The 25,243-nt window shown below is 66.9% G+C and carries 26 protein-coding genes and 1 riboswitch; of the genes, 7 read left to right on the top strand and 19 right to left on the bottom strand.

Annotated elements, in window-relative coordinates:
• Window positions 1–30: 30 nt before the first annotated feature.
• The 8 genes from SBP01_RS06515 to SBP01_RS06480 all read right to left on the bottom strand — a co-directional run bounded on the left by SBP01_RS06515 (window position 31) and on the right by SBP01_RS06480 (window position 7,570).
• Complete coding sequence (locus SBP01_RS06515) at window positions 31–300, bottom strand: ferredoxin (protein WP_320537900.1); 270 nt, start codon at window positions 298–300, stop codon at window positions 31–33.
• Window positions 297–1,553 carry an NADH-ubiquinone oxidoreductase-F iron-sulfur binding region domain-containing protein gene (locus SBP01_RS06510; protein WP_320537899.1) on the bottom strand — a complete coding sequence of 419 codons (1,257 nt, stop codon included), beginning with the start codon at window positions 1,551–1,553 and terminating at the stop codon, window positions 297–299. The genes SBP01_RS06515 and SBP01_RS06510 overlap by 4 nt, the downstream gene beginning before the upstream one ends.
• Window positions 1,550–2,107 (bottom strand): ferric reductase-like transmembrane domain-containing protein, encoded by a 558-nt coding sequence (locus SBP01_RS06505; protein WP_320537898.1) that lies wholly within the window; start codon window positions 2,105–2,107, stop codon window positions 1,550–1,552. Before SBP01_RS06505 ends, SBP01_RS06510 begins: the two co-directional genes overlap by 4 nt.
• A complete protein-coding gene (locus SBP01_RS06500) occupies window positions 2,100–3,083 on the bottom strand; it encodes an FAD:protein FMN transferase (RefSeq protein ID WP_320537897.1) in 984 nt (327 codons plus the stop codon). Before SBP01_RS06500 ends, SBP01_RS06505 begins: the two co-directional genes overlap by 8 nt.
• Window position 3,084: 1 nt before the next feature.
• Entirely contained in the window at window positions 3,085–3,429 is a 345-nt protein-coding gene (locus SBP01_RS06495; protein ID WP_320537896.1) for a hypothetical protein, read from the bottom strand.
• Between the two features lie 101 nt (window positions 3,430–3,530).
• Entirely contained in the window at window positions 3,531–4,829 is a 1,299-nt protein-coding gene (locus SBP01_RS06490; protein WP_320537895.1) for a deoxyguanosinetriphosphate triphosphohydrolase, read from the bottom strand.
• Complete coding sequence (dusB, locus tag SBP01_RS06485) at window positions 4,813–5,991, bottom strand: tRNA dihydrouridine synthase DusB (protein ID WP_320537894.1); 1,179 nt, start codon at window positions 5,989–5,991, stop codon at window positions 4,813–4,815. The genes SBP01_RS06490 and dusB overlap by 17 nt, the downstream gene beginning before the upstream one ends.
• Window positions 5,992–6,088: 97 nt before the next feature.
• Window positions 6,089–7,570 (bottom strand): YibE/F family protein, encoded by a 1,482-nt coding sequence (locus SBP01_RS06480; protein ID WP_320537893.1) that lies wholly within the window; start codon window positions 7,568–7,570, stop codon window positions 6,089–6,091.
• Window positions 7,571–7,651: 81 nt separating this feature from the next.
• Between SBP01_RS06480 and SBP01_RS06475 the strand changes: the two genes are divergently transcribed.
• Window positions 7,652–8,404 carry an alpha/beta hydrolase gene (locus SBP01_RS06475; RefSeq protein WP_275212540.1) on the top strand — a complete coding sequence of 251 codons (753 nt, stop codon included), beginning with the start codon at window positions 7,652–7,654 and terminating at the stop codon, window positions 8,402–8,404.
• A complete protein-coding gene (locus SBP01_RS06470) occupies window positions 8,401–9,216 on the top strand; it encodes a DUF1295 domain-containing protein (RefSeq protein WP_320537892.1) in 816 nt (271 codons plus the stop codon). The genes SBP01_RS06475 and SBP01_RS06470 overlap by 4 nt, the downstream gene beginning before the upstream one ends.
• A 100-nt stretch (window positions 9,217–9,316) precedes the next feature.
• Here the strand turns inward: SBP01_RS06470 and SBP01_RS06465 are convergent, their stop codons facing one another.
• The 3 genes from SBP01_RS06465 to SBP01_RS06455 all read right to left on the bottom strand — a co-directional run bounded on the left by SBP01_RS06465 (window position 9,317) and on the right by SBP01_RS06455 (window position 12,877).
• Complete coding sequence (locus SBP01_RS06465) at window positions 9,317–10,339, bottom strand: GNAT family N-acetyltransferase (RefSeq protein ID WP_320537891.1); 1,023 nt, start codon at window positions 10,337–10,339, stop codon at window positions 9,317–9,319.
• Between the two features lie 2 nt (window positions 10,340–10,341).
• On the bottom strand, window positions 10,342–11,727 hold the full coding sequence (locus tag SBP01_RS06460) for a glycine--tRNA ligase (RefSeq protein WP_320537890.1): 1,386 nt from the start codon (window positions 11,725–11,727) through the stop codon (window positions 10,342–10,344).
• 184 nt (window positions 11,728–11,911) lie between these two features.
• Window positions 11,912–12,877 carry a DMT family transporter gene (locus tag SBP01_RS06455; RefSeq protein ID WP_320537889.1) on the bottom strand — a complete coding sequence of 322 codons (966 nt, stop codon included), beginning with the start codon at window positions 12,875–12,877 and terminating at the stop codon, window positions 11,912–11,914.
• A 32-nt stretch (window positions 12,878–12,909) separates the two neighbouring features.
• Between SBP01_RS06455 and SBP01_RS06450 the strand changes: the two genes are divergently transcribed.
• Window positions 12,910–13,143: an RNA-binding S4 domain-containing protein gene (locus SBP01_RS06450; RefSeq protein ID WP_275212545.1), complete on the top strand. Its 234-nt coding sequence runs from the start codon at window positions 12,910–12,912 to the stop codon at window positions 13,141–13,143.
• 24 nt (window positions 13,144–13,167) lie between these two features.
• On the opposite strand, the gene SBP01_RS06445 is transcribed toward SBP01_RS06450, so the two are convergent.
• Window positions 13,168–13,818 (bottom strand): phospholipase, encoded by a 651-nt coding sequence (locus tag SBP01_RS06445; RefSeq protein ID WP_320537888.1) that lies wholly within the window; start codon window positions 13,816–13,818, stop codon window positions 13,168–13,170.
• Between the two features lie 95 nt (window positions 13,819–13,913).
• Here SBP01_RS06445 and SBP01_RS06440 point away from each other — a divergent pair, with 95 nt between their 5' ends.
• The gene (locus SBP01_RS06440) at window positions 13,914–14,765 is read left to right on the top strand and encodes an SGNH/GDSL hydrolase family protein (protein WP_320538294.1); all 852 of its coding nucleotides are present in this window, start codon (window positions 13,914–13,916) and stop codon (window positions 14,763–14,765) included.
• 45 nt (window positions 14,766–14,810) lie between these two features.
• Complete coding sequence (locus tag SBP01_RS06435) at window positions 14,811–15,368, top strand: hypothetical protein (RefSeq protein WP_320537887.1); 558 nt, start codon at window positions 14,811–14,813, stop codon at window positions 15,366–15,368.
• Between the two features lie 63 nt (window positions 15,369–15,431).
• Here SBP01_RS06435 and metX read toward each other — a convergent pair whose 3' ends face one another.
• A complete protein-coding gene (gene metX / locus SBP01_RS06430; protein WP_320537886.1) occupies window positions 15,432–16,547 on the bottom strand; it encodes a homoserine O-acetyltransferase MetX in 1,116 nt (371 codons plus the stop codon).
• Between the two features lie 13 nt (window positions 16,548–16,560).
• A riboswitch (SAM riboswitch) is annotated at window positions 16,561–16,675 on the bottom strand.
• An 80-nt stretch (window positions 16,676–16,755) separates the two neighbouring features.
• Entirely contained in the window at window positions 16,756–18,117 is a 1,362-nt protein-coding gene (locus SBP01_RS06425; protein ID WP_320537885.1) for a bifunctional o-acetylhomoserine/o-acetylserine sulfhydrylase, read from the bottom strand.
• A 207-nt stretch (window positions 18,118–18,324) separates the two neighbouring features.
• On the opposite strand from SBP01_RS06425, the gene SBP01_RS06420 reads away from it, so the two are divergent.
• Window positions 18,325–18,963 (top strand): VOC family protein, encoded by a 639-nt coding sequence (locus SBP01_RS06420; RefSeq protein ID WP_275212551.1) that lies wholly within the window; start codon window positions 18,325–18,327, stop codon window positions 18,961–18,963.
• Between the two features lie 128 nt (window positions 18,964–19,091).
• Here SBP01_RS06420 and SBP01_RS06415 read toward each other — a convergent pair whose 3' ends face one another.
• Window positions 19,092–19,883 carry a CPBP family intramembrane glutamic endopeptidase gene (locus tag SBP01_RS06415; protein WP_320537884.1) on the bottom strand — a complete coding sequence of 264 codons (792 nt, stop codon included), beginning with the start codon at window positions 19,881–19,883 and terminating at the stop codon, window positions 19,092–19,094.
• 142 nt (window positions 19,884–20,025) lie between these two features.
• On the opposite strand from SBP01_RS06415, the gene SBP01_RS06410 reads away from it, so the two are divergent.
• Window positions 20,026–20,706 (top strand): histidine phosphatase family protein, encoded by a 681-nt coding sequence (locus SBP01_RS06410; protein ID WP_275212553.1) that lies wholly within the window; start codon window positions 20,026–20,028, stop codon window positions 20,704–20,706.
• On the opposite strand, the gene SBP01_RS06405 is transcribed toward SBP01_RS06410, so the two are convergent.
• The 4 genes from SBP01_RS06405 to SBP01_RS06390 all read right to left on the bottom strand — a co-directional run bounded on the left by SBP01_RS06405 (window position 20,703) and on the right by SBP01_RS06390 (window position 25,243).
• Window positions 20,703–21,500 (bottom strand): DeoR/GlpR family DNA-binding transcription regulator, encoded by a 798-nt coding sequence (locus SBP01_RS06405; RefSeq protein WP_275212554.1) that lies wholly within the window; start codon window positions 21,498–21,500, stop codon window positions 20,703–20,705. The genes SBP01_RS06410 and SBP01_RS06405 overlap by 4 nt on opposite strands.
• 137 nt (window positions 21,501–21,637) lie before the next feature.
• On the bottom strand, window positions 21,638–22,849 hold the full coding sequence (hutI, locus tag SBP01_RS06400) for an imidazolonepropionase (RefSeq protein ID WP_275212555.1): 1,212 nt from the start codon (window positions 22,847–22,849) through the stop codon (window positions 21,638–21,640).
• 11 nt (window positions 22,850–22,860) lie between these two features.
• Window positions 22,861–23,991, bottom strand: coding sequence for an NAD(P)/FAD-dependent oxidoreductase (locus SBP01_RS06395; protein ID WP_275212556.1), 1,131 nt, complete (start codon window positions 23,989–23,991; stop codon window positions 22,861–22,863).
• Window positions 23,992–24,034: 43 nt separating this feature from the next.
• The gene (locus SBP01_RS06390; protein ID WP_275212557.1) at window positions 24,035–25,243 is read right to left on the bottom strand and encodes a glycine C-acetyltransferase; all 1,209 of its coding nucleotides are present in this window, start codon (window positions 25,241–25,243) and stop codon (window positions 24,035–24,037) included.

Raw genomic sequence — 25,243 nt, 5'->3', positions numbered from 1 at the left:
CCCCGGACCAAATCGGGGACCATGGCGCGACTATCGGCGCCCGCGCTGCCGGGATCCGGACGCACCCTCGCGCCCGGTGTCCTGCTGCAGGGTCAGGGCCAGGACGGGACAGAGGGCGACGGCGTCGCGCGCCGCCTCGAGGTCAGCGTCAGCCAGGGGAACGTCCGTGCGGTCCGGGCCCACCCTGCCGCGTGCCACGGGGTACCCCCAGTCGTCCCTGTCCAGCACGCCGGCGAGCAGTTCGGTGCAGAGCCCGCGCCCGTCGCATCTGGTCCAGTCAATGTGCAGGGAAGCGCTCATGCCGGCCTCCCGCCGACGGCGAGGCAACGGCCGCCCAGGTGCGCCCGGACGTCCTCGTCAAAAACCTCCAGCGCGCTGGCCACAAGTCCCGCGGTGCCGTCCGGGTGCCGGCACGCGCCTCGGCCGGCAACCAGCTTGGCCAGCCGGTCCAGTTCGCCGGGAAGCCTGGGATTCCGCTCGCCGGCGGCGATCCGGTTCAGGACCGAGGCCATGGCCGGCAGCCCGAACATGCAGGGCCCGCACTGCCGGGCGGACTCATCGGCAAGGTAGGCGAGGATCCGAGCCGTCACCTGCACCCCGCAGGTGCCCAGGCCCAGGGCGTGGACCACCCCGGCGCCGGGCCTGACCGTCTGTCCTGCCGGGCCTCCGGGCGACAGCTGATAGGGGCCCGGCCTGATCCACCGGCCGTGGTACCCGCCCACCAGCACCGCGGACACGGACGCCGGTTCCATGCCCGCCGCGGCGAGGACATCGACGAGGCTGGCACCGCCCGGCACTTCCAGGACAACGTCCTGCACGGGGGGCGGACCGGACACTGACACGAGCCGGGTGCCCGGATCTGAGGAGGTGCCCGCCTCCCGGAACCACCGGGCGCCGTATCTGCCGATCAGGGCCACCTGCGCCAGGGTTTCAACATTGATGACCAGGGTGGGACGCCCGTTAAGCCCGGCCTCACTGAGCCGGCGCCGCTGGTCCACCGGCAACGCAGAGCCGGTGGCGATCCTGTTGACGACGGCGCTGGCCTCGCCGGCAATAAAAGTGGCCGGCGCTGCCACGATCTCAATCCGGGCGGCACCCGGATGCTCCGCGATGGCGTGGCGCACGCCGGGGATGCTGCCGGCCGGCACGTAGAGGTACATCTGCGTGCCGCCCAGGGCCCGGGTCAGGGCAAGCAGGCCGTCAATCACCAAGTGGGGCGCGTAGGCGAGCAGCGTCCGGTCCTTGAAGCTGAGCGGTTCTCCCTCAGCCCCGTTGGCAATGACCACCGGCCGGGCAGGGAACAGTCCCTTCCTCCCGGACCGGGCTGCGGCCATGGCTTTCCGCCAGGTTTCGAAGGCGGCCCCGCCGCGGCCGGTGAGTTTCGAGGCCTCCAGCTCCTGCAGAAATCCCTCGGTATCAGCGCCGGGGTCCAGGGGTCCGAACGTCTCCAGGTGCCGGTTCAGCGACGGGTCCGGGGCGGCGGCCAGGAGACGTGACAGCTGCACGGGTGCCGGCGGGACCGGCTGGGCCACAACGTCCGGGTGCGCGTTCACCGGAGGTTCCCTTCACGGGCCCTGGAGGTTTCAAGGAACGTTGCGGAAAGGCGCCACACCAGGGCTCCCCCGACGGCGAGTGCTGAGGCTGCCGCGATGAAGAAGAACCACGGGCTGCCCACATCGGTTCCGTTTCCGATGGCGTGGGCCAGCGCCACCGGCCAGACGCCGTAGCTCAGCCAATGGACCGCCTTGAAGGCGCGTTGACCAATCCGGCGGCGCAGCAGGGCGGTAACGATCACGGCGGCCGCCAGGTCCAGCGCCACCGTCCCGAGGCCCTGCCAGAACGGCCTGAACGAGCCCAGGAACGGAACCAGGACATCCACCGGGCGCAGCTTTGCATAGGAGTCCAGCAGCAGCGAACCGACGTGCAGTCCGAGGAACACCGCGGACAGCAGTGCGATGTTCCGGTGGAGGAGGCTGATGGAGAACCGCGGCAGCACGAGAAGGGGCCGGCCTGACCGGTTGAGGATGCCCAGGAGGACGGACACGGTGAACAGTGCCAGCGCAATAAATCCGCTGGCACGGCCGAAGGCCCACATGGCTTCATCCACGGGACGCACCCGCCTCTACACTGACAGGCCCGGCCGGCCAGCCGCCGGTGATCAGGGTCCGTCCCTGCTGGTCCACGAAGCGGCCGGGAATGCCGGCAGACCTGAACCAGTCAAGGGCCGCCGTCCCGCGGACGATGGCTGCCGTGCTGTACGCGTTGGCTTCCAGGCAGGTGGGGGCCGCCACCGTGACTGAGCGCCACACGGGTTTGGCGGGAAGTCCGAAGCGGGGGTCCAGGATGTGATGAACGTCGGTTCCGGCGTGCTTCCAGCGTCTCTTCTGCGTGCTGGAGGTGGCGAGTGCGAACCCTGGTTCGAGGGCGATGTGTTCGGCCGGGTCCGTCGGCAGGTCCTGGACGAGGATCTGCCACGGCCCCGGGTGTCCAGCGACGTGCGGGCCGGGGCCGGCAGTCGCCAGGTCTCCGCCCAGGCTGACCAGGACCCCGCAGCCCAGGGCGGCGTGCACCTGTGCGGCGGCCAGGTCCGCCGCTGCGGCCTTGGCGGTGGCGCCGAGGTCCAGGCGCAGATCCGCCGGGACGCTCAGGATGCTGCCGTCCAGGCGGATGCGTGTCCAGCCGGGAACCCGCGGCAGGGCCGGGGGGCTTTCGGTGCTACGTTCCGATGGCCTCGCAGCGGGAAGGGGGTTCCCCCTGGGCACGGGCACGCTCGCGATCCCCTGCCGATACCCGAGGGCGTCCAGGTCGGCACCGAGGGTCGGGTCGACGTCGCCCGCTGTCAGGTGGGCTGCCGCGAGCGCCTGTTCCATCAGGTACCGGAACGTTGCGGTGATTTTCACGCCGCCGGCCGCATCGGGACCAAGCGTCATCAGCTCGGAATCACGTCGGAACCGGCTGCAGGCCTTGTCCACGTCCGCCACTACGGCACGGACAATGGCTTCCGCCTCCGCCAGCATGCCTTCGCCGGTTACGGTAAGCCAAGCATCCAGACCCCATACCGACCAGCTGGACCGGGCCGTCACGTCAGGACCCGGACGATTGCCCGTGAGTGACACCGCCGTTGCCAGGTTGGACCGGGCTGGTTCCACTGAAACCCCGGGGGCGTCGGAGACTGTTGCTTTGGCTGCCGTCATCGTCCTGGCTGCCGGAGTAGCCGCCGGACGAGGAACGCGGGCCCGACGGGGAGGAGTTGCCCGGCGCGGTCGGAGCCCCGGGCGTTGTGGCGGGGGCGGACCCGGACCTGGCCACGACTGACGGTGTGGAGGAATAGATGGCTGCTGCGGCGACACCGGCCGTTGCGAGACTGCCCACGGCCACGGCCGCGGTGATCCCGCCGGCCAGTCGCTTGCCCCTGTTACGGGTGCTCATGACTTTCTCCCGTCTCCTACAAACGGCTTAGTGAATCCGCCGTTGCTTCCATCCTCCTCGCGGTTCCTGTGTATTTGCTTAGGACTGGCTGTAGATCCTGCTTACCAGAGGGACGGCAGGCTTCCCACAAGGCGCTCGTACATGGCCAGCGCCGAACCGTCCGTGAGCGACGCCACCTGGTCAATGACAACCCTGAGACGGGCGGCGTCGTCCGCCGCGTCCCGCCAGTCGGCAGCGAACATCGGCTCCAGGTGGCGGTCCCCGGTGGAATTGAGGGCGGTCACCAGGGCGTGCAGGACTTCGCGCTGGCGTTCGTAGATGGGCTGGCGGTGTTCGGTGGTCATCACAAAGGTGGTGGCCAGCCCCTTCATCACCGCGATCTCCATCACGGTCTCGTCCGGGACCACCAGCTCGGCGTTGTACCGTGTGAGGTTTTCCGGGCCGTAGAGGGCGCGCGTGGTTTCCAGGGCGCGCTGGCAGAACCGGCCGATCAGCTGGCTGGTCATGTTCTTCAGGGCGGCCATGGATTTGCGGCTGCCGTCGGCTTCCCGGACCCACACGTCGGTGGCTTCGAGCCGGCCGAGGGCAGCGTCGATGGCGGCTGGATCGTTGTGCGGGAGGTACCACTGCCTGGCGTAGCCCACCACCCGGGCGCGGTGGTCCGGGTTGTCCATCCAGCGCAGCTGGAAGTGGCCGGCCACAATGGCGTCCTCAACGTCGTGCACGGAGTAGGAGATGTCGTCGGCCAGGTCCATGACCTGGGCTTCCAGGCAGGTCCGCCGTTCGGGGGCACCCTCGCGGATCCAGTTGAAGATAGGGAGGTCATCCTCGTATGCGCCGAACTTGCTGGTGCGCTGCCCGTGTATCACCGGGGCTTCAAGCGCCGACCAGGGGTATTTCGACGCCGCGTCCAGGCTGGCGCGCGTCAGGTTCAGTCCGGCGGGCCGCCCGTCGGTGGCCAGCACCTTGGGCTCGAGGCGTGTGAGCAGGCGCAGGGTCTGGGCGTTCCCTTCGAAACCGCCGATCGCGTGTGCCACCTCGTTGAGGGCTGACTCGCCATTGTGGCCGAACGGCGGATGCCCCAGGTCGTGGCTCAGGCAGGCCGTGTCCACCACGTCCGGATCGCAGCCCAGGGCGCGGCCGAGTTCGCGGCCCACCTGGGCCACTTCCAGGCTGTGGGTCAGGCGGGTGCGGACGAAGTCGTCGGTGTCCGGGGCCACCACCTGGGTTTTGGCGCCCAGTCTGCGGAGCGCCGAGGAGTGCAGCACGCGGGCACGGTCACGCTCAAAGTCGGACCGGTAGGTGCTTTTGGGTGGCTCCTCCACCCAGCGGGCGGAGTCCTGGGCCTCATAGCCAGGCAGGACAGGTGCCGTGGTGCGGGTTTCAGCCACCGGAGACATCCAGCTCGGCGGCGGAAATGTCCTGGGACTGCGCGTCGTTCAGGGCGCGGGATTCCAGCCAATCCTTGGGGAGCGCCGGCTTCTTGGGCGAGCCGGCCCGGCCGCGGGGGCCTTCGGCGTCCACGCCCGGGTACGGCGAATCCAGGTCCAGCTGATTAAGGGTCTCCCGGAGGACCTCCAGGCTGGTCACGAGCGCCAGCTTGGTGCGGAGTTCGCTGCCCACCACGTAGCCCTTGAAGTACCAGGCGATGTGCTTGCGGATTTCACGCAGCGCTTTGCCCTCATCGCCGAAGGTTTCCACCATCAGCTCGGCGTGCCGGTAGACGCTCTCGGCCACTTTGCGGAGGTCAGGCTTGTGGCGGACATCGCTGCCTTCGAAGGCGGCCATCAGGTCGCCGAACAGCCAGGGCCGTCCCTGGCAGCCGCGGCCCACCACCACGCCGTCCACTCCGGTTTCCCGGACCATGCGGACCGCGTCCTCGGCGGACCAGATGTCACCGTTGCCCAGGACCGGAATATCGGGCAGGGCCTCGCGGAGCCGCGCGATCGCAGACCAGTCGGCCTGGCCGGAGTAGAACTGCGCAGCTGTCCTGCCGTGAAGTGCGACGGCGGCCACTCCGGCATCGCGGGCAATCCGGCCTGCGTCGAGGTACGTTAGGTGGTCATCGTCGATGCCCTTGCGCATTTTGATGGTGAGCGGGATGCCGCCCTTGGCCGCCTCTTTGACCGCGGTCTGGACGATTGCGGTGAACAGATCGATCTTCCAGGGCAGCGCCGAACCGCCGCCGCGCCGGGTCACTTTGGGAACGGGGCAGCCGAAGTTCAGGTCGATGTGGTCGGCCCGGTCCTCGTCCACCAGCATCCGGACAGCGGCGCCCACCGTCACGGGGTCCACTCCGTAGAGCTGGACGGAGCGGACTTTTTCGTCGTCGTCGTGCGAGATGATCCGCAGCGATTCGGGCGTGCGTTCCACGAGGGCGCGGGAGGTGACCATCTCCGCCACGTACAGGCCGCCGCCGTATTCACGGCACAGACGGCGGAAGGCGGAGTTGGTGATGCCCGCCATGGGAGCCAGGATCACGGGGGTGTCCACCGTGATCCTGCCCAGCTTCAGGGGCGGGAGTTCCAGCTTGGGGGCGGGAGGGGTTGCGGTAACAGTCACCTGTCCATTGTCGCAAAGGCGGGCAAATCGGCGGGAATCGGCCCGGGGCCGGCTCAGCCGCGGTCCCCGGGACCGCCCCGCGTACCGTTCCGGCCGCTCAACCGCGGTCCGCCCGGCGGCCCCGGCGGGTTTCCGGCACCGCGGCCGGGTCCGGATCTTCCCGCGTGCCCGCTTCCGCACCTGCCAGCGTTGCCCGCCGGGACCGGCGAGCCTCAGCTGCCGCTGCCAGCGCACCCGTATCTTCGACGTCGTCCGGGTTGATTCCCGGCGCCCGCCGTTCCAGCGTTTCGCCGGATCCGGCCGCAGCCGGGGCGACGGGCCGGATGCCCGTTGCCTTGACCACCAGCACCGCAATCAGGGTGGTCACCGGGATGGCGAGCACCAGCCCGATGGACCCGACGAGCGTGCGGATGACTTCCTCGGAAAGCTCCGCGCTGGTCAGCGTATCCCCCAGCGGCCGGTTGTAAAGCATCACAATGATGAGGATGGGAAGGGCTGCGCCGGCATAGGCGAACGCGATGGTGTACACCGTGGACGCGATATGATCGCGGCCGATCCGCATGGCCGAGGTGAACAGTTTCCGCGCGCCGGTGCCCGGCGCCAATTCATAGAGTTCCCAGACGGCGGACGATTGCGTGATGGTCACGTCATTCAAAACGCCCAGGCCCGAAATGATCAGTCCGCACAGGATCACACCGGAGATGGAGATATTGGCCGAGGTGTTGATCAGGGTAGTGGCATCGTGGCTGCCCACTCCAGCGAGGTTGGCGGCGTCAGTGGCCCAGGCAGCCAGCATCGCGGTGATGCCCAGCCCGAACATCGTGCCCAGCAGCGCGGTGGAGGTCCGGGCGGAGAAGCCGTGGGCAAAATAGAGGACTCCGATCATGATCACCGTGGACCCCACAAGGGCCAGCAGGATCGGGGATTTCCCCTCCACCAGGCCCGGCAGCATGAACCCTGCCAGGACAAAGTAGGCGCCCACCAGTCCCAGGAGTGCCCGCAGCCCGCGCCAGCGCGCCACAACGATCACCACCAGGGCGTAAAGAAGGGCCAGCACCACGATGGGCAGTGTCCGGACGAAGTCGACAAAAATGTAGGCCGGAGAGCCCTGCGAGGCCGCGGCACCCTGGGCGTTGGATAGGTTCAGGTACCTGATCTGGTCCCCGGGCTTCACCCCGTGGGACTTTGCCACTTCCGGGTTGATCACCACCTTGACCGGGCTGCCGCCCTGGTCGGGCTGGGTGGACGCGAACATGCACTCGGAACCCTGCGGAGCGGTCTGGCCGGTGGTATCCGAAGCCGGGCCGGAGGCTGCGGAACCCTGCATGCAGCTCTCTTCCACCACACTTTGGATCTTGCCGGTATCGAAGGTCACTCCCGGTGCCGCAGAGTACGGGCTGGCGAGCGAGATGCCTTCCTTGGACCCTGACGGCCACAGCATGGCCATGCCCGCCAGGGTCAGTAACGTCAGTGGCACCAGGACCGCGGCCAGGATGCGGTTCGCCTTCCGGCGGGCAGCAATCGCATCTGCAGTTGGCTCCGAATGACCTGTTGAAGCGTGGGAGTGACCGGATCCCATCAGCAGCTAATCCTCATACCTTGAACTCTACGTCCGGCACCTTAAGGTTGATAATTGGCACAAAGCGGGAGGGATCAACGCATGACGGACCGCAGCATCAAAGGCAACGCAGGCCACCCGCCGGCGGCAACCCGGGGCGCGCAGCAGGCGTCCCTTACGGTGCTGGAAGCTGCCGGACCCACCAGGGGCGTGGCGTTGGTGCTCCACGGCGGCAAAGCACACAGCTTTGAGCCCGTGGAAGCGCGGCAGCTGAGCCCCCTGCGGATGCTGCCCTTTGCGAAGCACCTGCACCGTGCGGGAAAGAACCACGGGCTGGCTGTCTGGTCGCTGCGGAACAGCGTGCGGGGCTGGAACGGCCAGGCCATGTCGGCGCTTCACGATGCCCGCTGGGCCCTCCGGCTGATCAGCGAACGGCACCCCGGTGTTCCCGTGTACCTGGTGGGCCACTCGATGGGCGGCCTCACCGCCGTCTGCGCCGCTGATCACCCGCAGGTCGAAGCCGTGGTGGCCTTGGCTCCGTGGCTCGGTCCGGAAACGCCCGCCGATCGGGTGGCCGGCCGCAAAGTCCTGATTGTCCACGGGACGGGAGACCGGATGACCAGCCCGGCGCAGTCCCTGAAATTTGCCCGCCGTGCCGGGGATAAAGCGGCTTCCATGCAGTACGTTTCGCTCAACGGCGCCGGCCACTTCATGATCCGGCGCGTCCGCCTGTGGCACACCCTGGCCACAGGATTTGTGATGAAGTCATTCGCCGAGCGCATCGGCTTCACCTATCCGGGGTCCGGTTCGCTGGACCGTATCCTGCCGGCCTCCGCCACCCAGGTCAGCCTGTGAGCCCTTTTCCCTGGCCGGACTTCGCCGCCTCGCTGCCCTGGACGGCGCTGGCGGTGGCTGCCGTGCTGGCAGTGACCTTCGCCGTCGCGGTCCGGCAGCACAGGCACTCGGTGATGGACGTGGCATGGGGGCCCGGGTTTGTGGCCGTGGCGGTGGTCTCCTGGTTCCTGTCAGCCGGGCATGGTGAGGATACCCGGCGTCTGCTGCTTGTGCTGCTGACGGCGGTGTGGGGGTTGCGGCTGGGAATCCATATCGGGTGGCGGGCCCGGGACGGGCATGAGGACCCCCGGTACCGGGAACTGCTGAAGACAGCGCCGGGGTCACGCGATGCCTACGCGCTGCGCCGGGTCTACCTGCCGCAGGGCATAGTGATGTACTTTGTGTCCCTGACGCTCCAGGTGGGGATGTTTGCCACCGGCCCGCTCGGGTGGGTGGCGGTCCTTGGTGTCCTGCTGTGGCTCACGGGTTTCGCGTTTGAGGCCGTGGGAGACTGGCAGCTGGCCCGGTTCAAGAAGGATCCGGCTCGGCGCGGAACCGTGCTCAACACCGGTTTGTGGCGCTACACCCGGCACCCGAACTACTTCGGCGACGCCGCCGTCTGGACGGGCCTTTTCCTCATGGCCGCAGATTCCTGGCCCGGCATCCTCACCATCCTGTCCCCCGCCCTGATGATCTGGACCCTCACGGCCAAGACCGGCAAGCCCCTCGCAGAAAAGGCCATGTCCTCCCGGCCCGGCTACCAGGAGTATGTGGAGACGACGTCCGGATTCCTGCCGTTGCCGCCCAGGCGGCGCAGGACCGGCGGTTCCTGAGCAGATCCCGCCCGCGGCTCCAGGCCCTTAACTGAGTAGCGCCAAGTGTCGTTTTGACGGTTCAAAACGACACTTGGCGCTACTTACTTTCGGGGAACGCTTAGTCTGAGACGACCAGCGTGTCGGCACCGCGCTGGTGCGCTTTTCCGGTTTCCAGCAAAGGTTCGACGGCGGCGCGCAACGCCGTCATCGAATCGTCCAGTTCCAGCATCACCGGGTGCTGATACGCGAGGAGCGCCAGGAGGTCGCGCACCGCGGCGGCCGCGTCGTCGGCGTCGAGCCGGGGGTCGTGGCCCACAAAAACGTCCGTCGGCTGGGTTTCCCCGGCCGGAGCGGCGGGGTCCCGGACCGGCTCGGCGTAGCTCACGGCGAAGGCGCGGATGCGGCCCTTTTTGCCGGGAGCAACACCGGCGCCGAAAGCGGACTCCGGCTCCGCCCGCAGCACAATGGCACCGTGGGCGCCGGTGAGGTCGTCCAGGAAGAGCTTCTGCACCTGCCCCACCGACAGCGTGCCCGGCGAATCCCAGCCGTGGATGGAGGTGTAGTAGCGGCCCACCACGTCCGTGAGCTCCACCGAACCGGTGGCGAGGTCCATTACGACGTCGGAGCCGGCGTTTTCGTCGTTCGCCAGGCTTCCGCCGCCGTTCTTTGCGGGGAAGACCGGCAGCTTGAGCGCGCCGGGCTCCACCACCACCAGCCGTGAGCGCTGGATGGGCCTCAGACCGAATTCCTCGGCGAATGCGGCCCCGGGGCTTCCGGGCTGTACCTTGCCGCGCAGCTTGAAGACGCCCGACGGCGCCTGCTCAACTTCCCGGCGCAGCATGGTCAGCAAGGTGGCACCGATGCCGGTGCGGCGGTGGTCCCGCGCCACTTCGATATAGGCCCACAGCCGTTCGGGGTGCAGGGATGCCTCGTAGACCACGCCTGCCCCCACGGGGATCCCGACGCCGTCGATAACGTCCTCAGCCACAATGCAGCGGCGCCACGGAGTACCGTCCGTCCCGGTGGAGGACACGGTGAGGGAGCCGCGGAACTGGCGCGCCTGTTCGGTCTCCGGACCTCCCCAGATCTCCAGCAGCGCCAGGTCGTCGCCCTCGCGCCATTCCCGGTATTCGATCGCCATAATCAGGCCCCGATCAGGCGGGCGGCCAGGTAGCCTTCCACCTTGTCCAGGGACACGCGTTCCTGGCTCATGGTGTCCCGCTCACGGATGGTCACGGCCTGGTCCTCGAGGGTGTCGAAGTCCACAGTGATGCAGAACGGCGTGCCGATCTCGTCCTGGCGGCGGTAGCGGCGGCCGATCGCGCCGGCGTCGTCGAAGTCGATGTTCCAGTTCTTGCGCAGCTGCGCGCCCAGGTCCTTGGCCTTCGGGGACAGGTCCTCGTTGCGGCTCAGCGGCAGCACTGCGGCCTTGACCGGGGCGAGCCGCGGGTCAAGCTTCAGGACGGTGCGGACATCGACGCCGCCCTTGGCGTTGGGTGCCTCGTCTTCGGTGTAGGCGTCCACGAGGAAGGCCATGAAGGACCGGGTCAGGCCCGCGGCCGGCTCGATGACGTAGGGGGTGTAGCGCTCGTTGGTGGCCTGGTTGAAGTAGCTCAGGTCCTGGCCGGATGCCTTGGAGTGCGTGGAGAGGTCAAAGTCCGTCCGGTTGGCGATGCCTTCCAGCTCGCCCCACTCGGAGCCCTGGAACCCGAAGCGGTATTCGATGTCCGTGGTGCCCTTGGAGTAGTGGCTGAGCTTCTCCAGGGGGTGTTCGAAGAAGCGCAGGTTCTCCGCACGGATGCCCAGCCCGGTGTACCAGGACATGCGCTCCTTCATCCAGTACTGGTGCCACTCTTCGTCCGTGCCGGGCTCAACGAAGAATTCCATTTCCATCTGTTCGAACTCGCGGGTGCGGAAGATGAAGTTGCCCGGGGTGATCTCGTTCCGGAAGGACTTGCCGATCTGGCCGATGCCGAAAGGGGGCTTCTTCCGGGAGGTGGTGAGCACGTTGCTGAAGTTCACAAAAATGCCCTGCGCCGTTTCAGGACGCAGATAGTGCAGCCCCTCTTCGCTCGCCACGGGGCCGAGGTAGGTCTTCAGAAGGCCGGAGAATTCCTGCGGTTCCGTCCATTGGCCCCGGGTGCCGCAGTTGGCGCAGGCAATGTCCTTCAGGCCGTTCTCGGCAGGGCGGCCCTTCTTTTCCTCGTATTCTTCCTCGAGGTGGTCGGCGCGGTAGCGCTTGTGGCAGGAAAGGCACTCCACCAGCGGATCGGAGAAGACGTCCACGTGGCCGGATGCTTCCCAGACCTGGCGGGGCAGGATGACCGAGGAGTCCAGGCCCACCACGTCTTCGCGGCCGCGGACCATGGACTGCCACCACTGGCGCTTGATGTTTTCCTTCAGCTCGGCACCCAGGGGCCCGTAATCCCAGGCCGAACGCGAACCGCCGTAGATCTCACCGGCCTGGAACACGAAGCCCCTCCGTTTGGAGAGGGAAATGACCTGGTCGAGGACGGACTTTGGTGCCATGGTGGAACTCCAATTCTACAGGGCCGCTGGGTGCGGTCCGCGTTATCTGGCCCCGATGCACGGAAGTGCAAGTCCCGCGGGGTGCGGGCCGGGGCGGGCGAAGGAAGCGGGTGCTGGAAGCAAGGTGCAGAGGACTGCGTGTCCTAGCCTACCGGCCGCTGCGGCGCGGTGGCGCGGTGGCGCGTCAGCGGCGGAATGCACCGCGGGGCCAGGGCAGGGTGGCCACCAGGATTGCGGCCAGCGTCAGGATGGTCCCCAGGATGGTGGGCAGCGCCACCACGGAGCCCGGGGCGGGGACCACAACGTCAAGGATCAGCGAACCCGCCAGCTGCCCCGCGATCATGCCCAGCCCGGTCACCAAAACGCCCAGCCCGCGGACCAGCACGGCAGCCAGCCCGATGAAGATACAGCCCATGGGCCCGCCAAGGTAGTACCACCACTCTCCGGGCAGCGGATTCCCGGCGCCCGCCACGGCGACTTTGATGCCCCACACAATCCAGAGGAGCAGGCCCCCGGCGATGAAGTTGACCAGGGTTGCCGCGATCGGCGTGCCGTAGTGCAGGGTTGCGGTCCCGTTCATGGCCTGCTGGAAACTCATCAGGAATCCCGCCGCCAGTGGCAGCATGAGCGGCAGCAGGAGCAGCCCGACGTCGGCGGCGTTGCCAAAGCGCGGGGACACGGCCCAGGCCACGGCAATGATGGTGAGCACACTTCCGATGATGCGCACGCCGGTGATGCCGCGCTTGCCGCCGGGGCCGATCCCGAGCCGGTCCACGAGCAGGCCGCTGAGGGTCTGTCCGGTGACGGTGGCCACGGTGAACAGGGCCACCCCGAGCAGGCCAACGGTTGTGGACTGGGCAAAGACGAAGAACGCGCCCACGCCGCCGGCGAGGACGTAGTACCGCGGAAAGCTGCGCTCCCTGAGGGCCGGGATAATCCGTGCCAGGCCGGCCCGGCCCCTGGGCAGCAGCAGCGCGATGATGGCGATCAGGATCAGGCCGGTGCTGAAGCTCACCACGGCCGCGGCGATGCCGTCACCCAAGCGGACGCCGAGGGCGCCGTTGATGCGGCCCTGGACGGGAATGGCCAGCCCGGCAGCGACTGCCAGGGGAAGGCCAACGAGCAGCGGCAGCCGTGGGGGGTGGGTCATTGAATTCACCTTACGTCAGGCATCATTGCTGTATGAGCAACCAGGACATCGAAGAGATCCCCATCCGTGACAGCATGATCCGGCTCGGCCAGCTCCTGAAGCTTGCCAGCCTGGTGGAAGACGGCGTGGAAGCGGCCGAGCTCATCAAAAGCGGACTTGTTAAGGTGAACGGCGAAATCGATGAACGCCGCGGCCGCCAACTGCACAACGGCGACACCGTCAACGTCAACGGCCGCACGGTCAGGATCGTCGCCCCGGAGGCCTGAAAAAGCTGTACCCCTACGGGGCGTTTACTTGTTCAGCACCTCGTGCGTCAGGAACTCGGAGACGTGGCCGATTTCCTGCTGGTTGATGCCGTGCCACATTCCCGTATACAGCACCTTGGTGAGCTTGACGTGGCCGCGGACCCAGCCCATGGTGTATTCGATCTTGTCCGGGGTGATCACCGGGTCCTGCTGGTCGCGGCCCCAGAACAGGGGGACGGTACCGTCAAGTTCGCTGTCCCGGAACGCAGGATCGCCGTCCGCATTGACCACAAACCCGGAAAGCCCGACGACGGCGGCGTAGTCCGCGGGCCGGTACCGGAGCAGCGTGGTGGCCATGGCCATTCCCATGGAGAAGCCGAGCAGCGTCACCGACGGGTGGTCGGCCTTGACGGAGTCGATCCAGTCCTGCACGTAGTCGGCGGCTTTCTTCACGGCGTCCAGGGAGTATTCGATGGTGTCCGTCAGCGGGAACCACATAAAACCGGGCCCGGTGGGCAGCGGCGCCCTAAGCGAGGCCACCACAAATTCCTCCGGCAGCATGTCCGCCAGGCTCAGGAGGTCCTGTTCGTTGGCGCCGTAGCCGTGAAGCAGGACCAGCAGCGGCCGTCCGGCGCGCTGGTCCTCGGGCCTGGACCATAGAACAACAGGGGCAGGAAATACTTGGGCTTCAGTCATGGTTTCCATTCTTACAGTTACCGAGGGGTAACTACCTACGTTGGCGTAGCTTGAGAACGAGAGGGCAGGATAGGACCGTGACTGACGCAAGAGCCATGCAGAACCTTCCCCCGGCGACACAAACCCACCCCTGGACCCGCTACGTGGCGATGGGTGACTCCTTTACCGAAGGCATCGGCGATCCCGAGCCAACAAGTCCCGGCGGGTACCGCGGCTGGGCGGACCGGGTGGCCGAGGAACTGGGCCGTGGCCAGGACGACTTCGCCTACGCCAACCTCGCCGTCCGGGGCAGGCTCCTGCAGCAAATCGTGGACCAGCAGCTGGCCGCGTGCCTTGCGCTCAAGCCGGACCTGGTCACACTTTCCGCCGGCGGCAACGACCTCATCCGGCCCGGCGGGGACCCTGACGCCATGGCCGAAAAGCTCGATTCCGTGGTCCAGATCCTCTCGATGGGCGGCGCCACGGTAGTGCTGTTCAACGGACCGGACACCGGGTCCTCGGTCCTCAGCCGGATCCGCAGCAAGGTGGCCATCTACAACGAGAACCTGAGGACCGTAGCCGCCCGTCATGATGCCGTCATCGCGGACATGTGGTCCCTGAAACAGCTCAACGACCCGCAAATGTGGGACGTGGACCGGCTGCACTTTTCGCCCCTGGGCCACCACACCATCGCCGCCATGGTGCTTGAGTCGCTTAATGTCAGCCACACCCTCGAACCGAGCATTCCGAAGCCGTTGCCGCCGCGGACCTGGCGCGAGGCCCGCAGCGGAGACCTCGTCTGGGCCCGCGAATACTTTGTCCCGTGGGTGGTCCGGCGGCTGCGTAACCGCTCCTCCGGGGATGGCATCACGGCAAAACGCCCGACGCCGGGACCCGTCTTCGGCCCGGGGGTTCCGCTGGGTTCCGGTGAAGGCCCGCTGGGCACCGCCACCGGGGCGCGCCGCTGAACCGGGGGCTTAAGCTGGAGGGACACATATGAGAGGCGCTACCCCGTGAACAGCTTGTTTTTCTGGATCATCATCCTGTCGTTCGTGGTGCCGATGGCGATGCGGATGTACCGGAAGTCCGTCAACAAACGAAACCAAGGGCAGGGCTTCTCCGGCGGCTACCCGGGGCAATATCCGGGCCAGTTTCCCGGTCCGCAAAGCCGGGAGCCCCGCGACGGCTACACACAGCAGGACTACATGAGTGGCGGCTACCGCGAGATCATGAGTTCGCAGCCCCTCCCGCCCGGCGAGCCGCTGCCGCCGATGCAGCCGGTCCCGCCCGCCAACCAGCAGTTCCCGCCGTATGGTCAGCAGTTCCCGCCGTATGGTCAGCCACAGGATTATGGCCAGCCCCAGCAGTTCGGCCGGCCCCAGGATTATGGTCAGCCGCAGCAGTACGGAGAGGCACCGAAGGCGCCGGCTGCCCCGGCGACTCCCCCGCCGCCGTCGGCCCCGCAGGGTTACCGCGCGCGTAAGCTCGCGGAACTGGACCAGCAGTACAGTAACGGCGAGCTGGCCATGGAGGACTACATGAAGCGCCGCTCCGACATCATGAACGGCTAATCCTGAAGGCCCGGACCGCTTAGGTCCCGGCCAGACCAGGAACGTGCCAGACCAGGAACGTGGCTAGACCAGGAACGTGCTCCGCAGCTGGCTGCCGAGCTGGCCTATCTCGGTCAGGAAGCCGTCGTGGCCGATGGGGGCTTCGATGACGTGCACGGCAACGTCCCCGGGCAGCGCTGCCGCCAGCTCGTGGGACTGGGACGGGAAGTAGAGACGGTCGCTGTCCACGGCAGCCACAAAGAACCTGGCGGTCGCCCGTCCCAGGGCCTCGTCCAGGGAACCCCGCCCGCGGGTGATATCGTGGCTCATCAGGGCATCGGTGATCGCGATGTAACTGTTCGCATCGAACCTGCTCACCAGCTTCCGGCCCTGGTGGTCCAGGTAGCTTTCCACCTGGTAGCGGCCGCGCTCCCCCAGCGCCGCGGCCTTGAACGGTGATTCGGGGACCTGCGCGGAGCGCCCGAACCGGCCGTCAAATTCCGCTGCGGAACGGTACGTGATGTGCGCAATGCGCCTTGCCAGGGCGAGGCCGTCCTCAGGGAGCGGGCCGCCGTAATAGTCGCCGTCGTTGAAGTTGACGTCCTGGCGGATGGCGAGGGTTTGGGCCTGGGCGAAGGCAATCTGTTCGGCCGTGCTCGCGGCCCCCACCGAGATGACGGCGCAGCGCTGCACCCGTTCCGGAAAAGTGACCGCCCATTCCAGGGCGCGGGCCCCGCCCATGGAGCCGCCCAGCACCGCAAACCAGCTATGGATGCCCAGCTGATCGGCCAGCCGGGCCTCGGCGGCCGTGGAATCCCGCAGGGTCACCAGCGGAAACCGGGACCCCCAGGGTTTTCCGTCCGGAGCGGCGGACGACGGGCCGGTGGAGCCGTAGCACCCGCCCACCATGTTGATGGACACCACAAAGAACCGGTCCGTGTCCACCGGCGCGCCCGGTCCGGCCAGCTGCTCCCACCAGCCGGGCTCGTCACTGTCGCCGCGGGTCACGTGGGTGCTTCCGGTCAGGGCGTGCTCGATCAGGACCGCGTTGGAGCGGTCCGCGTTCAGCGTGCCCCACGTTTCATAGGCCAGGGTGACGTCCGGCAGGTAACCGCCGGCTTCGAGCTCCAGGCCACCGATGTTTGCATAGCGGACCACGCCGTTTCCGGGAGCGGCCGTTCGGGAGATGGTGATCGTCATGGAATGGACCTCTTCTACGCGCTTGCCCGCCGTCAATTGACCGGCTGGCCAGGTCTTCACCCGGGGCACCCCACCACGGAAGAGGGTTGCCGGCCAGCAAGCCGGGGCTGTCGCTGGCACTCATGACCTGGTTCGAGTGTACGAAACAGCCCCGGCTAAGGCTAAGCGTGTGACCGGTTATGACTTCACGGATTGACTCGCGCGCCGGTTACTGCTGGCCGGCTGCCGCATCCGAAACGGGTCCGGTGGATTTGTCCGCCGCCTTGGCTGCCCGGAACCCGGCTTCGAGGTCGGCGATGATGTCATCGATGTGCTCGATGCCCACAGACAGACGGACCAGCCCCGGCGTGACACCGGCGATAGCCTGCTGCTCGGCCGAGAGCTGGCTGTGCGTGGTGGAAGCCGGGTGGATCACCAGCGAGCGGACGTCTCCGATGTTCGCCACGTGGGAGTGGAGTTCCAGCGCATCCACGAAGCGTTTGCCTGCCTCAGCCCCGCCTGCCAGGCTGAACCCGACCACGGCGCCGGTGCCCTTGGGACCGTATTTGAGTCCCCGCTGGTACCAGGGGCTGGACGGGAGGCCCGCGTAAGCCACCGATTCGACGTCGTCCCGCGCCTCGAGCCAGCGGGCCACCTCCACGGCGTTCGCCACATGCCGTTCCACCCTCAGGCTCAGGGTTTCCAGCCCCTGCGCAATAAGGAAGGCGTTGAACGGGGACACCGCGGAGCCCAGGTCGCGAAGCAGCTGGACCCGGGCCTTCAGGATGTAGGACAGGTTGGCGCCGAGCGCTCCGTCCGCACCAAGATCGCGGGCGTAAACCAGACCGTTGTAGGTGGGATCCGGGGTGTTGAATCCGGGGAACCGCTCCGGGTCCTTGCCGAAGTCAAAATTGCCTGAGTCCACAATCACCCCGGCGATGGCTGAGCCGTGGCCGCCCAGGTACTTGGTGGCGGAGTGAACCACAATATCAGCGCCCCACTCCAGCGGGCGGATCAGGTATGGCGTGGAGAGGGTGTTGTCCACGATCAGCGGCACACCCGCCTCATGTGCAGCCTTCGAGACCCCTTCAAGGTCCAGGACGTCCTGGCGCGGGTTGGAGACCACCTCCGCGAAGAACAGCTTGGTGTTCGGCTGCACGGCATCGCGCCACTGCTCCAGGTTGTCCGGGTCCGCCACAAACGTGACGGAGATGCCGAACTTCTTCAGGGTGTGCGCCAGCAGGTTATAGGTGCCGCCGTAAAGGCTCGGGCTGGCCACCACGTGGTCCCCGGCTTCGGCGATGTTCAGGATGGCAAAGGTTTCCGCCGCCTGTCCGGAGCTCAGCAGCAGGGCCCCGAGCCCTCCTTCCAAGCTGGCGATCCGCTGCTCCACGGCGTCCTGCGTGGGGTTGCCGATGCGGGTGTAGATCGGTGCCAGTTCTGCCAGGGCGAACCGGTTGGCGGCACTTTCGGCGCTGGGAAACACGAACGACGTCGTCTGGTAGATCGGCAGTGCGCGGGCGCCGGTGGCGCTGTCCGGCTCCTGTCCGGCGTGGATCTGGCGGGTTTCGAAAGACCATCCGTTCGACATTCGGGGCTCCTTTGACGAGGTGGGGCAGTGCTCGGTTGCGTTCAGCATAGGAAGACTTCCCAGCCGATAACAGGATTATGACGAAGGTGGTCGGATGGCCCACTCTTCAGCGTTCCGTTGAGGTTTGTGCCGAACGAAAGAAACCTGGAAAACCCAGTAAGGCAACCCTTAGCTGAGAGGCTCATCACAAAGTGCCAAGATGATGGCATGCGCATGGATCACGTCTCTTACGCCTGTGAACAAGATGGCCTGGCTGCCACCACCGAACGTATTTCGTCTGCCCTCGGCGTTGAAGCCGTGAAGGGTGGAGTTCATCCCCGGTTCGGAACCCGGAACATGATCATTCCCCTCGCAGGACACAAATACCTGGAAGTGGTGGAGGTCCTGAACCACCCTGCTTCGGACAAGGCTCCCTTTGGGCAGGCTGTCCGCGCCAGGTCCGAAGCCGGCGGCGGTTGGATGGGCTGGTGCGTCGAAGTGGACGACCTCGCCCCCTTCGAACAGCGCCTGGGCCGCGCCGCGGTCAACGGAAACCGCAAGTTCCCCGACGGCCGCGAGCTGATCTGGAAGCAGATCGGCATCCTGGGCCTCATCGCGGACCCGCAGGTTCCCTACATGCTCAAATGGGAAGGCGACCCGGCCCTCCACCCGTCCAACGCCTATGAAAGCAACGTCAAGATGAGCTGCCTGACCATTGCAGGCTCGGCCGAACGTGTGACTGAATGGCTGGGGGAACCCGTTGAGAAGCCGCTGGAGGACGTGGCGGTGGAGTGGGTTGCTCCGAAGGGAACGCCCGGAATCCTGTCCGTAACCTTTGAAACCGCCAAAGGCGCAGTCACTATCTGATCATCTCCACCCGGCTCATCTCCACCCGGCCGGTTTCCGGTCACCCGGGCAGTGCCGCCCGGAACAAATCTTCGGCCGCCATCAGCGGGTGCCAATGTCGCCACCCGCCGATGGCGGCCGAATCACTTTCAGCCCAGCCCCACGGCCCGGCCGAAGAGGCTGAAGCCCACGAAGGCGACGATGTCCAACAGTGCGTGTGCCACCACCAGCGGCATCACCCGTTTCGTCCTGGTGTAGAGCCAGCCGAAGACCAACCCCATGACCAGATTGCCAAAGAACGGTCCGAAGCCCTGGTAGAGGTGGTAGCTGCCCCGCAGCGTGGCACTGGTCATGATCGCCAGCGGAACGCTCCAGCCGAACTTGCCGAAGCGGTCCAGGAGGTACCCCACCACAATGACCTCCTCCACCACCGCATGCCGGAGCGCGGAGAGTATCAGGACGGGGATGGTCCACCAGTGGGCATCAAGCGCGCTGGGGATGATGGCCGTGGTGATGCCCAATGCCCGTCCGGCGGCGTAAAGCCCCAGCGACGGTATGCCAATGAGCGCCGCCAGCCCCAGGCCCTGGAGCAGGTCACGGCCGGGCCGGGCAAAGTTGAACCCCAATTTTTGGAAGGCCGAGCTCCCCTGCGCGCCCGTCCCCGTCCCCGCGCCCGCGCGCGCCTGCCGCTGGTCGGTAAGGAAGTAGAGGACAAGCAGCACGGGCACCAGGGCGAAGATGATGTCCAGCAGCTGGTAGGTGAGGTCAAAGTATTCGCGGGAACTCCGCGACTGGTTCAGGGTGGAAGTCCCTTCCGCCAGCGGTGCCCGCGACATTTTGTCCAGCAGTTGCACCACTGAATAAACGGCTGACTGGCCCAGGGAAAGCCCCAGCACAATCCAGACTTCATACCGCAACCGGCGGCGGGAGGGAACCAACATGGTTCCATCTTGCCTGCCGTAACTGGTTCTTTGCTGATTCCTGACAACCCGGCTCGCCGGACGCATCACGGTGCGAGAGCGTTCGTCAAAAACCCGCATTAAGTGAGAGAGCGTCCGGGGTGGGGACTTATGCTTGGGCCTTATGAGCGAGCCAGGGAAAATCATCATGATCCGGCACGGCCAGTCCGCGGCGAACGTGGATACCACCATTTACAACCGGATCCCGGACTATCGGATCCCGCTGACGCCCCTGGGCCTGGTCCAGGCCGCTGCGGCCGGTGAACGGATCCGCCGGGAACTGGATGGCCGGCAGGTCTGTGTCTACGTATCGCCCTATCTGCGGGCGTATCAGACCTTGGAGGCGCTGAACCTGGGCAACCTGACGGAGCGCGTGATCGAGGAGCCGAGACTGCGGGAACAGGACTGGGCCAATTTCCAGATCAGTGACGAGATTGAGGACCAGAAGGAACTGCGGAACGCCTACGGTCATTTCTTCTACCGCTTCCGCGAAGGTGAATCCGGCTCAGACGTCTACGACCGGATTTCATCCTTCATGGAGACCCTGCACCGGCACTGGTCCAAGCCCGACTATGCGCCGAATGCCCTGCTGGTGACCCATGGCCTGACCATGCGGTTGTTCTGCATGCGCTGGTTCCACTGGTCCGTGGAGTATTTCGAAAGCCTGAATAATCCCAACAACGCCGAGGTCCGGACTTTGGTGCGCACCGACCTTGGCAAGTATGAACTCGATTTCCCGTTCACCCAGTGGGTTGACCGCAGGGTGGACGAGACCGTCCTGGATGCGCCGACGGTGATGTACTAGCGTTGCCCGCCCGGGGCGACTATCACCTCGGTGCCTTTGGCTTCAAACGCCGCCTTATCCTCGGCGGAGATCCCCGCATCGGTGATCAACCGGCTGAACTCGTAACCGTCCATGGTGGCGAACGCCCGGACACCCACCTTGGAGGAGTCTGCCAGCACATAGGACACCCGGGCCCGGCTGGCGAGGAGTGCATTGACCGAGGCTTCGCCTTCGCCGGTGTTGGTTGGCCCCACCACGGGATCGATGCCGTTCACGCCAATGAAGGCAATGTCCAGGACCACCTTCTGCATGATGATGTCCGTATAGGGACCCACGAGCTCATACGACCGGGGGTTCAGGATGCCGCCGGTGACCATGACCTTGATGTTGGGACGGACCGCAAGCTGCGAGGCGATATTGATGGCGTTCGTGACCACCGTGAGCGTGGGCTGGTTGGCGGGAGCATTGAGGTCCTCGCGGGTTGCCAGGATCTGGGCCAGGGCGGTGCTGGTGGTGCCGCCGCAGAGCCCGATCACTGCGCCGGGCCAAATCAGGGCCGAGGCTGCCTGGGCGATCTGTTCCTTGGCCTCGGCATGATCGTCACGGTTGTAGCGCCCGGGCAGGTCATAGGCCAGTGCCCCGATGGTGGCTCCGCCCCTGGTCCGGGTCAGCAGCCGGCGGTTGGCCAGGCTGTCGAGGTCCCGCCGCGCCGTGGCCGGCGAGACGCCGAGCTGGGTGACGATTTCATCCACCTCCACCTGGCCGGTTTTTGCGAGGATGTCCAGGATGGCCGTCAAGCGGTCGGTGCGGGTCATGGGGCCTTTCAGCGTCAAACAATCACCCAAATGTGACGTTTGATGATCATATCAGAGAGGAACAATCACATAACGTCATTTCCGCCGGGCCTTTCACCCGGCCTTTGGGCGCCCGCGCGGGCCATCCGAACGTCGGGCTAGCGTGCCCGGACGCCGGCCCGCCACACGGCGTAGGTGAGCGGCATCCCCGGACGGTAGGCAAGATGCGTGGCGGACGGCGCGTTCAGCATATGCAGGTCCGCCCGATGCCCCACCGCGAGTGATCCCACCGCGCGTTCGCCGTCGGCGTCGTTCCCTGCCTCCCGGTGCAGCGCGAGAGCTCCACCGTAGGTAGCGGCGCGCACCGCCTCATGGACGCTGAGGCGCATCTGCAACACGGCAGTGGCCACACAGAACGCCATGGAACTCGTGTAGGAGGTACCGGGGTTGGCGTTCGAAGCCAGTGCCACCTGCACGCCGGCGTCCAGCAGCTCACGCCCGGGAGCCAGCGCCTGCCGGGTGGACAGGTCACACGCGGGCAGGCACGTGGCGACGGTCCCCCGCCGGCCTGAGCCGGTTTCCGGATCCCAGCCCGACCAGCTGTCCGCGAGCGCTGTAACGTCAGCGGGAGCCAGATAGTTCACATGGTCCACGCTCGCCGCCCCCAGCTCCGCTGCCAGCTGGACGCCCGGACCCACTCCCAGCTGGTTGCCGTGCACCCTGAGTCCGAGTCCGGCAGACCGGCAGGCCTCCAACACCCGGCGGGACTGTTCCGCGGTGAAGGCCCCCTCCTCGCAGAACACATCCGCCCAGCGGACGTAAGGACGGACGGCGTCCAGCATCGGCCCGCAGACCAGCTCGGTGTAAGCGTCGGCATCGGATCCGGCGGGGACCAGGTGCGCGCCGAGGAACGTCACCTCATCGGCCACGGTGGAGGCGATCCTCGCGCTGCGCGCCTCCTGCTCAACGTCCAGTCCGTAGCCGGTTTTGGTTTCCAGGTACGTGGTGCCCTGGGCGACGGCCTCCGCGACGCGGGCCAGCGCCAGCCTGGTGAGGTCGAAGTCAGTGGTCCGTCGCGTGGCCTCCACCGTCACCGCGATGCCACCCGCGGAATAGGATTCACCGGCCATCCGCGCTTCAAACTCCGCGGTCCGGTCCCCCGCGAAGACCAGGTGGGTGTGGGAATCCACCCAGCCCGGAAGGACGGCGCGGCCGCCCGCGTCCACGGAGTCGTCGGCCGCCGGCGCAGCAGCAGCCGCACCAAGCCAGGCGATCCGCTCCCCCTCGATCACCATCGCGGCGTTTTTCAGGACCTTGTGCTCCAGGTCCTGGGTCATCAGCTCGGCAATGTTGGTGATCAGGGTGCTCATGCAACCATTCTTCAGCGCCGGATGGACCAGCGCGTGGCGGCCAGCGCCTCCGCTGTCCGGGATTCCGGACCGGCTCCGGCACCCGACCCTGGTGCGGCGTCCGGCCCGGCGCCTTGCCCGGCCAGAATCTGGGCGGCCGCCAGTTCCGCCATTGCCGAGGACGTCTGGAAGCCGTACCCGCTCTGGCCCGCGAGCCAATAGAACCCGGGGGCCTCGGCGTCGAACCCTGCCACGGGAATGCCGTCCGCCGCCTCGGTCCGGAGCCCCGTCCACGCACTCCGCACGCCGCTGATCCCAAGCGTGGTCACCTGGTTGAGCTTCGCAACCAGCTGTTCCACATCACCCGGCCGCGGCTGTGCGTCCTCGGGGCCGCTGGGGACCGCTTCCGACGGCGAGATCAGCACGCCTTGACCCTCGCGCCGGAAGTAGAACGACTGATCCGCTGCCGCCACCATGGGGCTGTGCTCGGGAAGGGGGCGTTCGACGTCGACAATCGCCGCGGTGCGCCGGTACGGCTGCAGCCCCAGCTTCTCCACCCCGCTGATCACCGCGACCTCGTCAGCCCAGGCGCCGGCAGCGTTCACCATGACAGCAGCTTCGAAAGCTTCCTGACCGGCGCCGATTTGCCATCCCGAGCCCAGCCGCTGGGCGGAATGCACGCGGGCACCGGTCATTATGTGCGCCCCGGCTGCTTCGGCCCGCGCCCGGTGGTCTGCAAGCAGGGCAGGGGCATCGCAGCCGAACGATCCGGAGTCCAGGCCGGCAGCAGTGAAGGAATCCGGCACCAGGACGGGGCACAGCTCCATCGCCTCGGCGTGGGTGATGGGTTTCATCTGGCCGCTGCCCTCTGCCAGCACGGATTCCTCGGTGCCGATGAGCATAAAGCTGCGCGGCGACAGAACCGGACGGGGCAGTTCCGCGTCCCGGGCCGCCATCAGCTGGAGCGTCCGGCGGGTCAATTCCTGCACCACCGCGGGGCCGTAGCTGGGGATCAGCTGGCGGGCCGAACGGGAGGAGGTGTGGTACCCCAGCTCCTGTTCCGCTTCCACCAGGGCAACAGTGCATTTGCCGGCGAGGGCGGACACCAGGGAGAGACCGGCGATACCGCCGCCAACTATGAGGACATCGTAATGGGCTGACATGGCTCCATCTAACCATTACTGCTCCGTTAGCGGCAGGGACGGTTTATCCCACGACAGCCGCACGGCTGGCGACGAAGGCACCCACGCACGCTTCGACGTCGTCCGCTGAATGCGAAGCCGAGAGCTGGACGCGGATGCGGGCGGCACCACGGGGAACCACCGGGAAGCTGAACGCCGTAACGAAAACGCCGTGTTGGAGCATCTGGTCCGCCACCTTGGCTGCCATCACGGCATCGCCGAACATGACCGGGACAATGGCGTGTTCGCCGGCCAGGAGATCGAAGCCCTCTTCGGTCATCCGGCGCCGGAACAGGGCCGCATTCCCGAACAGCCGGGTCCGCAGTTCACCCGAGCTTTCCACCAGGTCCAGCGCTTTGATGGTGGCGGCAACGATGGCGGGGGCGAGCGAGTTGGAGAACAGGTACGGCCGGGCCTTCTGGCGCAGCATGGCCACCACTTCGCTTCGTCCGGACACGTAGCCGCCGGACGCGCCACCGAGCGCCTTGCCGAACGTTCCGGTGTAGATGTCCACCCGGTGCGACACGCCCGCGTGCTCCGGGGTTCCGGCGCCGGTGGCACCCATGAAACCGACGGCGTGGGAATCGTCCACCATCACCAGGGCGTCGTACTTGTCGGCGAGGTCGCAGATGGCTTCGAGGGGCGCGAGGTAGCCGTCCATGGAGAACACGCCGTCGGTGACGATGATCTTGCGGCGGGCGGGCGTCTCCTGCGTGGTGGCCTCAATGAGCCTGGCCTCGAGGTCCGCCATGTCCTGATTGGCGTAGCGGAACCGCTGGGCCTTGCAGAGCCGGATGCCGTCGATGATCGAGGCGTGGTTCAGGGCGTCGGAGATGACGGCGTCTTCCGGTCCGAAGAGGGATTCGAAGACGCCGCCGTTGGCATCAAAGCAGCTGGAGAACAGGATGGTGTCCTCGGTGCCCAGGAATGCGGAGACCCTGGCCTCCAGTTCCAGGTGCAGGTCCTGGGTGCCGCAGATGAAGCGCACGCTGGCCATGCCGAAGCCGCGGGTGTCCATGGCCTCCTTTGCCGCGGCAATGATGTCCGGGTGATCGGCCAGGCCCAGGTAGTTGTTGGCACAGAAGTTCAGGACGGCGGTGCCGGGCTGGCCAATCTGCCCGGCGGTCACGTGGCTGGACTGCGGAGAATTGATGCTGCGTTCGGTCTTGAAGAGCCCGGCGGTCCGGATCTCGTCCAGTTCGGCCTGGAGCTGGTCTTTGATGGCGGTGTACAT

It is taken from the genome of Pseudarthrobacter sp. IC2-21, from assembly GCF_034048115.1.
GTDB lineage: Bacteria > Actinomycetota > Actinomycetes > Actinomycetales > Micrococcaceae > Arthrobacter > Arthrobacter naphthalenicus.
Note: the sequence above shows the minus strand (reverse complement) of the source record. Positions and strands in the feature narration are given on the sequence as shown.